Consider the following 8054-nt stretch of genomic DNA (forward strand, 5'->3'; position numbering starts at 1 on the left):
GCTCTCACCTTCGGTGAGCCTTCCGCTTCGCTTCGCCTTCAGACAGATCCTCGCGGAAATGCCCTTGCCTTCGGCTAATACTTTTGCTAATATCTTCAAGATATTAACAGGATTCACGTATAGGGGACTTTCACCCCTTAAGTTCACGCCCACGCCGGGCGTACACCATGCCTTCCAGCGGACGCAAAAATCCGCGCCGCTGAAGGCCGCGATATTTCAACGACAAATGGATAGATATGTTTCCATGAGTTAATTCAATTTCAGCCTTTTCCATATTTCTTATTTAAGTCTTGACCATCATACCGGATTCCGGTATAGTTGGTATAAATTCGTTAAGGTTTTTAATGGCTATTCGAAATTTCAAAAACAAAGGAACCCAAGACATAAACTATGGGAAGGCCTCCAAGGAGGCGTTTCGAATTCTTCCCAAGGAGTTACACCGGAAAGCCCAGATAAAACTTGCCCGTTTGGGAGCTGTAATATCAATACAAGATTTACAAGAAATACGTGGGAATCGTTTTGAAAAATTGACAGGTGATCGAAAAGGCCAATACAGCATTCGGATAAATGACCAATATCGAATTTGTTTCAAATGGGAAAAAGGAAATGCAGTCGATGTCGAGATTATCGACTATCATTAATAAAGGAGCCAACAGATGAATGAAACACATTACACCCCAGTTCATCCCGGTGAAGTGTTGAAGGATGAGCTTGATGAGGTAGGTCTCACCCAATCTGCGCTGGCAAAACATATTGGAGTGTTACCGAAAACTATTAATGAAATTTGCCGTGGTAAGAGAGGCATTAGTGCGGAAATGGCAATGAAGCTTTCAAAGGCTTTAGGGGGAAGTGCACAGTTTTGGTTAAACTTGCAAAATAACTGGGAGATCAGTCAACTGGATGAATCTGTTTTTGAAGGTATTGAACATGTTGCCGCATGACGGGAATATAACCTTGCTGCTCCACCAGACTGGCGGGGCCGGGCCGTTTTATCCAACCGAGCAGCGCCAATGCCATCTGTTTTAACCAAAGGAGTGCTGCCAACCGCGAGCCCGTGAGCAGCCCGTTATGCAACTGACGTACTCGAAAAAAAAGGCATAGACATATGGCACGACAAGACACAAAACTCGAATCCATAGGAGCGGAGTTCCTCGTCCTGGGGCAACTTTTGATTCATCGCATTGTGTCTTATAAAACGTACACAAACATGCCTGGGTATGATCTCGTTGCCACGCACCCAGAGAACAACACGTCTGCGAGAATCCAAGTCAAAAGCCGATGGAGAACTGGCGCACCCGGTTTCCTCATCAACAATTTCAATTGCGATTTTGTTGTCGTCGTAAAGCTCAACCGTGGTAAGAAAGACGGAACCGGAGAAACTAAGGATCCCGAGTATTTCGTATTCCCAACTGCTGACCTAAAAAGTATACCACGAACCGAGGGCTGGGGACGGATCGACTTCAGGAACATTCCAGATCTCGACTCGTACCGCAACCGATGGGACATGATCGCTGACTTTCTCGCGCCCACGTTAGTGGGGTAGAAAACGCGGCGTAACCCGGCGCTCAACCGGACGCGCGAAAAGCCGCGCACCGGTTAAAAACCGGGGACACCATACCAGTTATTTTTCGGAAACCAGTATGGTATCCCCAGATTTCGGCATGTCATATATTGATCTGGTGTGGTAAAATATGACTAATCGATAGTGCACAAGGGAGATGAAAAAACATGACAAAGCTACTGGAAAGAGCGTTCAAAGAGGCGTCTAAGCTGCCAGAGGTTGAGCAGAATGCCTTGGCAAAATGGGTGATAGAGGAACTCGAAGCAGAAGGAAAATGGGAGAAGGCTTTTGCAGGTTCAGAAGATATCCTGGATAGCCTTGCCGACGAGGCCCTTTCTGCATATAAGCAGGGGGGAACAAAACCTTTGAGCATCGATGAGTTATGACCTCCCGAACCACTGACCGTTTCTGGAAATGCTATAGGGAATTGCCGGAACAGATAAAAAAAGAAGCAAAGAAGGCATACAAGAGATTTAAAAAGAACCCATACCATCCCGGTCTTCATTTCAAACGGATACATTCGACGCGGCCAGTCTCCTCTCTGCGCATCACTAAGGATTACCGCGCTGTCGGAATACAACAAGACAACCAGATTATATGGTTCTGGGTCGGTTCTCATGGCGATTATGATAATCTCTTAAAGCACTTAAGAACCGCATAGCATGGCAATCCAGCCGATCGCTACGCTCCGGCTGATTTTTTCGTTAGCCGCAAGAAAGGAACTTTATGAACAAACTGATAAGACAACTACTTCTGGGTTGCCGGAAACTTCCTTTGTTGATAGAAACAAGGTTCGACAAAGAATTCCTCGCACCAGATGTTCCAATGTCAAAAATAGTTAGTCATCAAAAATGGCAAAGATACTTGAATGAAATAGGCAACAAGCCGGTTAATTAATTGCTCTCAAGCATGATGGCGCTAAATCCGTATCCACGACTTTGCGGTTCTTTCATATTCTGGTTAAAGGGTTATATCAACCTGAATACTGGATGCATTTAAAAGTTGCGGGGGATGCCCGGCTGGAGAATCTGGACAAGTTTCTGCGGCAAGTCTGGCTGGAGTGCTGCGGACATTTAAGCGCTTTTCGTATAGAGGGAAACGAATTAAAAAAAAGCAAAAAGCTCCGACACGCACTTTCGCCGGGCATCGAACTGGTGCATGAATATGATGAAGAAATGCTGCTTCCGGTGGTGAACTCACCCAGAACAGGCGTCTGTGGATATGCAGGTTGATATAATAAAAAAAGGATCATCTAAAGTCATACGAACTCTGTTTAGAGATATATAGAAATAACAGCAAAATTACCAAAGGAATGACCTGCAGGATAAAATCCGCGGTCTGGAAAAGAAAAATCGAACGAAGACCTGGATGACTTTTTCAGGAAGCAGCAGTACAATACAATGGATATGGAATTCGACGCGATCTATGTGAACGGTGACAATAACCTGATGAATCTTCCTGTGGCCGGCACTGAAAGTGACACCGAGCCGCGTTACAAGGTTCGTCTGATTGAGGAAGAGTTCAAACGCCTGATGTTTGAAGTAGAGGACGTGTAAAAAAGCGAGAACATGAAATAACTTGTCCATCAATACCTGGAGGTAAATCATGAGTGTGGCATGGCCTTGGGCAGGCGCCCGCTGGTGGAAGTTTGACTTTCATACCCATACGCCCAAATCCGACGGGTACGGAAAGGGGCCGGATCAGGAAGTTCTAAAACAGCGCACAGCCAAAGAGTGGCTCCTGGATTATATGCGAGCGGGTGTTGACTGTGTTGCGGTGACAGATCACAACACGGGGGCATGGATAGACGATTTGAAAGCCGCCTTGGAGGAATTGAAGAAAGAAAAGTACCCGGATTACCGTACGCTCTACCTTTTCCCCGGAGTGGAAATTTCTGTAAACGGCGGAATTCATATTCTGGCTGTTTTGCCGCCGGAAAAGAGGGCTTCGGATATCGATACGCTTCTCGGAGCTGTTGGTTTCAACGGGGAAAAAGGGGGAACAAACCACGCCACGACAAAATCCCCCATCGAGGTCATTAGTGAAATCATCAATGCCGGCGGGCTTGCTATCCCGGCACATGCAGACCAGGAAAAAGGTCTGTTTAAACTTCCGGGAACATCGCTCCGGCCGATATTTAACAACGACCAGATCATTGCCATGGAGCTATGCGATCAATCAGCACAAAAGCCTCAGCTTTATAGAGACAACAAACTGGAATGGGCGGAAATCCTTGGTTCAGATGCACATCATCCTGCCGGATTAAAGTCGCCGGGAAGCCATTTTTCCTGGGTTAAAATGGGTACGCCGAGCTTTGAAGGGCTTCGGCTGGCGCTTCTTGACGGACCGCTGTCCATCAAACGAAGCGATAGTTTTAAAGGCGACCCCAATGCTCATGGGCATTTGGGTATCGAAAGCATGACGGTAAATGACGCACAATATATCGGAAGAGGAAAGACCTTCGAATGCAGGTTCAACCCCTGGCTGAATGCGATAATTGGCGGCAGAGGGACCGGCAAATCAACATTGATAGAGTTTTTACGCCTTACACTTCGGCGCGATAAAGAACTCCCTGACGCGCTCAAAGACGATTTCAATAAGTATCAACAGGATTGCGAGACTCGCCATGATGATGGTCTGCTCACAAGAAATGCAAAGCTGGTCGCAGTGTATCGCAAAGATGATGCCGAATTTCGAATTCAATGGAGTTTTGACGGCGGCGTTGAACCGATTTTGGAGGCAACGGCAGACGGCAATTGGCAGGCTGTACAGGGAGAGATTGCACAACGGTTTCCTGTGCGTATTTACAGCCAAAAGCAGATCTTCGAATTGGCCAAACGTCCCCAGGCGCTATTGAGCATCGTCGATGACGCTCCCGAAGTCAGGATTCGGGAATGGGCTGAAAAATGGAATGAACTGCAAACCAGGTTTTTCTCATTACGTGCCCAGGCCAGGGAAATTGAGGCAGGCTTGAATGAAGAGCCAAGGATCACCGGCGAACTCGATGACATCATGCGAAAACTAGCCGTTTTTGAGAAAGCCGGTCATGCCGATGTGCTCAAAACATTTCAACGAAGGCAGCGACAACTCCGTGCGTTGGAATACTGGGAAGAAAGCTGGAATAACTCGGGAGTAATAATACGTGATCTGTCCAAAACGATTTTACCGGAGGATATCGATAAAACAGGGTTCGATTTGGATCGGGGCACAGATACAGCATGCCTGACCGAAGTTCAGAATGTTGCGGCAAGGTTGAACGGAATTTGCAGGCAAATAGATGCCATTGCTTCGGATATTGATCAGCTTGCTGCGGCCTGGAAACAAACGAAAAAAAATTTGGAATGGACCAAAGCGTTTGATAAAGCTTTTTCCGCATACGAGCAGCTTCGTGAACAATTGGCGGACGTCGGCGCAGGAGATCCCAGTGAATATGGACGTCTGGTTCAGCAGAGGCAGTCTCTGGAAGAACGTTTAAAGGCTTTCGGTTCAAGGCGGAAAAATTTGGATGCGTTAAAAATACAAACAAAAGAGTGTCTGAATAAACTGAATACCCTTCGCAAAGACTTAACGGATCGTCGTTCGCGCTTCTTTGGCGCTGTACTCAAAGATAACCCGTATGTGTCAATTAAGATTATTCCTTTCGGCAACAAGGATACCGTGGAGAATGAATTCCGGGAAATGATAAACCAGGCGGACGGAGACAGGTTTAAAAGAGATATCGGTAGTGTGGACAGTGAAGAGGGCGTGGTTGCAGAACTTTATCAGAACTATTCGTTTGAAACAGTTTCCGGTGTTCAGGACTTTGAACAAAAATTGGACGATTTGAAAACCCATATTCGAAATATTCGAAGCGGCGACGAATCTTCTGTTCGCGACCATCGCTTCGCCGTGCATATTCAGGGTTTGCCGCCGGAGAATGTTGACAGGCTCGAATGCTGGTTTCCCGAAGATTCCCTGGAGGTGCTGTACAGCGTAAAGCAAGGCGGCGAATTCAAGGCAGTTCAGCAGGGCTCACCCGGTCAGAAGACGGCGGCATTGCTTGCATTTATCCTTTCTTACGGCGATGAACCGCTGATTCTCGATCAACCGGAAGACGATCTGGATAACCATCTTATCTATGATCTGATTGTGACCCAACTTCGGGAAATCAAGCAGAAACGCCAGGTCATCGTGGTGACCCATAACGCCAATATTGTTGTAAACGGCGATGCAGAGAACGTGACGGCTCTTGGTGTCCGCGCCGGCCAGACCCGTATTGTATGTCAAGGCAGTCTTCAGGAAACAGAAATCCGAAATGAAATATGCCGCGTAATGGAGGGTGGGAAAAAGGCATTCAACCTTCGTTATAAACGGATCGGTGAAGGAGGTAAGCATGTTTGACAGCCAGGAAGAATTGCTCGGTAAGATTCGGCTTGGAGAGGACAGCATTCTTGAGCTAAAGGCAGTCAGTTTCCATGCGGGCAGGATTGCCGGTCCGAAGCGTGATGATCTTGCGGATGAATTAGCAGCGTTTGGCAACTCCTTCGATGGGGTGCTTTTATTAGGAGTAGATGATAAGATCAGGGAAATAAAAGGTATCCCCCTGGATAGGCTGGATGTTGTCGAAACATTCGTGCGCGATATCTGCAGCGACTCGATCGATCCACCGCTCAATGTAAGAATTATACGCATGATGCTGCCCGATTCACAAGGAGTCGAGCGGGCAATCATCAAAATGGACATACCTCGCAGCCTTTTTATTCACAAAAGTCCCCATGGATATTTTCACCGTTTGGGCAGCTCAAAACGTGAAATGAAACCGGATTATCTTGCCCGGCTGTTCCAACAACGCAGTCAGGCCAGGTTGATTCGATTCGACGAACAGTCGATTCCTCAATCAGGCATGAATAATTTGTCCGAAGGACTTTGGCAAAGATTTACAACCCGGTCCCGGGAACCTTCGGAAATCGTGTTGCTGAAGCGAAACCTGTTGACGAAAGATGAAAGCGGTGCGGTTCTCGCATCCGTGGCCGGCATATTGATGTGTTGTGAGCAGCCGGAACGTTTTCTGCCCAATGCCTTTATCGAAGCTGTTCGCTATCGAGGCGCAAGGCAAGACTCCAATTACCAGACGGATGCCCAAAGAATCCGAGGGCCTCTGGATCAACAGATTAAACAGGCGATGGCATTTCTGAAGAGAAATCAGAAAGTAACGGCAACAAAGGAACCGCATCGTGTTGAAGTGCCTCAATTCAGCGAAAAAGCCGTTTTCGAAGCTGTCGTAAATGCCGTGGCCCATCGCGACTACTCCGTTTCAGGGTCCAAAATCCGCTTCTTTATGTTCGATGACCGGCTTGAAATATTTTCACCAGGGGCGCTGCCGAATACGGTCACCGTTGATAGCATGGCCTTGCGCCAGTCTACCCGGAATGAACTGATTACAAGCTTGCTTGCCGAGAGCCCGGTAGCAGAAACAATCGGTGATGTGGGGCAAGGCTTTTATATGGAAAAACGTGGAGACGGCGTTCCGATAATTCTAAACGAAAGCACAAATCTTTCTGGCAAAACACCGGTTTATCAACTCATCGATGATTCAGAACTTCTATTGACTATTTATGCGGCTAAAAATGCGTAAAAAAATAAAACTATCGTAAAATTCGAGCATCGGCTCGCATTGGCCAGCTGGTTACTGGATTTGTTTGAAGCAACAAGTCTTGAAGACTTGGCTAAGGGCGCGCGAAAAAATAAATTAACATTTTCGCATCTCAGCTTCAGGCCAACTTTGGCCGCTTCTCAATCGCGAAGTCCTCAAAATACTTGTAGAGCGAAAGCAGAAAATTTATGTATCGTGCCACAGAAATTTGCCATGGCTGATAGATGTGTTTTTCAATACAAGATGAGCCTAAAATAGAATATTCAGTTGCGGATAAGGTATGGAAAGTTCAAAGAACTCTACATATTCCTATCGTTATGTCATCGCCGCCGCCTGCTTTGCCGTCCAGGCAATCGGGATCGGGGCATATGTCTCCTATGGCGTATTTTTCCACCCGTTGAACGCCGAGTTCGGCTGGTCAAGGGCAACGATCTCCGGCGCGTCTTCCACGGCTTTTTTCCTCATGGGTCTTTTGGGCATCTTTGTCGGCAGGTTAAACGACAGGATCGGGCCCCGGGTGACCACGGCGGTCACCGCTTTTTTTTTCGGACTGGGTTATTTCCTCATGTCCGGGCTGCATGCCGTCTGGCAGCTTTATCTTTTCTACGGAGCCGTCATCGGCATCGGTTTAAGCGCCGTGGACGTCATCCCCATGACCACCACGGCCCGGTGGTTTATCCACAACCGGGGGACCATGACCGGCATCGTAAAGGTCGGCACCGGCGCCGGACAATTTATCATCCCCTTTGCGGTGAGCATGCTCATCGCCGGCCACGGCTGGCGGACAGCTTTTATCATCCTCAGTGCGTCGGTGTCCTCGCTGCTGTTTTTCATCGCGCTGTTGCTCCGGCGGGACCCGGG

At 47.7% G+C, this 8054-nt stretch carries 9 protein-coding genes; all 9 read left to right on the plus strand.

Annotated features, from left to right (window positions below; genetic code table 11):
• On the plus strand, window positions 1-253 hold a 253-nt coding region (locus Q8O80_RS18035; RefSeq protein WP_305581821.1), incomplete at its 5' end, for a hypothetical protein.
• Between the two features lie 91 nt (window positions 254-344).
• Window positions 345-641 (plus strand): type II toxin-antitoxin system RelE/ParE family toxin, encoded by a 297-nt coding sequence (locus tag Q8O80_RS18040; RefSeq protein ID WP_305581823.1) that lies wholly within the window; start codon window positions 345-347, stop codon window positions 639-641.
• A 15-nt stretch (window positions 642-656) separates the two neighbouring features.
• Window positions 657-941 (plus strand): HigA family addiction module antitoxin, encoded by a 285-nt coding sequence (locus Q8O80_RS18045; RefSeq protein WP_305581825.1) that lies wholly within the window; start codon window positions 657-659, stop codon window positions 939-941.
• A 787-nt stretch (window positions 942-1728) separates the two neighbouring features.
• Window positions 1729-1947 carry a hypothetical protein gene (locus Q8O80_RS18050; protein ID WP_305581827.1) on the plus strand — a complete coding sequence of 73 codons (219 nt, stop codon included), beginning with the start codon at window positions 1729-1731 and terminating at the stop codon, window positions 1945-1947.
• 603 nt (window positions 1948-2550) lie between these two features.
• On the plus strand, window positions 2551-2793 hold the full coding sequence (locus tag Q8O80_RS18055) for a hypothetical protein (protein WP_305581829.1): 243 nt from the start codon (window positions 2551-2553) through the stop codon (window positions 2791-2793).
• Window positions 2794-2961: 168 nt separating this feature from the next.
• Window positions 2962-3117 (plus strand): hypothetical protein, encoded by a 156-nt coding sequence (locus Q8O80_RS18060; protein ID WP_305581831.1) that lies wholly within the window; start codon window positions 2962-2964, stop codon window positions 3115-3117.
• 49 nt (window positions 3118-3166) lie between these two features.
• Window positions 3167-5941, plus strand: coding sequence for a TrlF family AAA-like ATPase (locus Q8O80_RS18065; RefSeq protein ID WP_305581833.1), 2775 nt, complete (start codon window positions 3167-3169; stop codon window positions 5939-5941).
• On the plus strand, window positions 5934-7175 hold the full coding sequence (locus tag Q8O80_RS18070) for an ATP-binding protein (protein ID WP_305581835.1): 1242 nt from the start codon (window positions 5934-5936) through the stop codon (window positions 7173-7175). The genes Q8O80_RS18065 and Q8O80_RS18070 overlap by 8 nt, the downstream gene beginning before the upstream one ends.
• Before the next feature lie 298 nt (window positions 7176-7473).
• Window positions 7474-8054 (plus strand): MFS transporter (locus Q8O80_RS18075; protein WP_305581837.1); only part of this gene is annotated, 581 nt, incomplete at its 3' end.

This window comes from Devosia sp. (assembly GCF_030689745.1).
GTDB lineage: Bacteria > Pseudomonadota > Alphaproteobacteria > Rhizobiales > Devosiaceae > Devosia > Devosia alba.

Bases quoted from the DNA above. Each gene is read 5' to 3' on its own strand.
- Q8O80_RS18040 (WP_305581823.1), top strand. From the start codon at position 345: ATGGCTATTCGAAATTTCAAAAACAAAGGAACCCAAGACATAAACTAT.
- Q8O80_RS18055 (WP_305581829.1), top strand. From the start codon at position 2,551: ATGCATTTAAAAGTTGCGGGGGATGCCCGGCTGGAGAATCTGGACAAG.
- Q8O80_RS18050 (WP_305581827.1), top strand. From the start codon at position 1,729: ATGACAAAGCTACTGGAAAGAGCGTTCAAAGAGGCGTCTAAGCTGCCA.
- Q8O80_RS18070 (WP_305581835.1), top strand. From the start codon at position 5,934: ATGTTTGACAGCCAGGAAGAATTGCTCGGTAAGATTCGGCTTGGAGAG.
- Q8O80_RS18045 (WP_305581825.1), top strand. From the start codon at position 657: ATGAATGAAACACATTACACCCCAGTTCATCCCGGTGAAGTGTTGAAG.
- Q8O80_RS18060 (WP_305581831.1), top strand. From the start codon at position 2,962: ATGGATATGGAATTCGACGCGATCTATGTGAACGGTGACAATAACCTG.
- Q8O80_RS18065 (WP_305581833.1), top strand. From the start codon at position 3,167: ATGAGTGTGGCATGGCCTTGGGCAGGCGCCCGCTGGTGGAAGTTTGAC.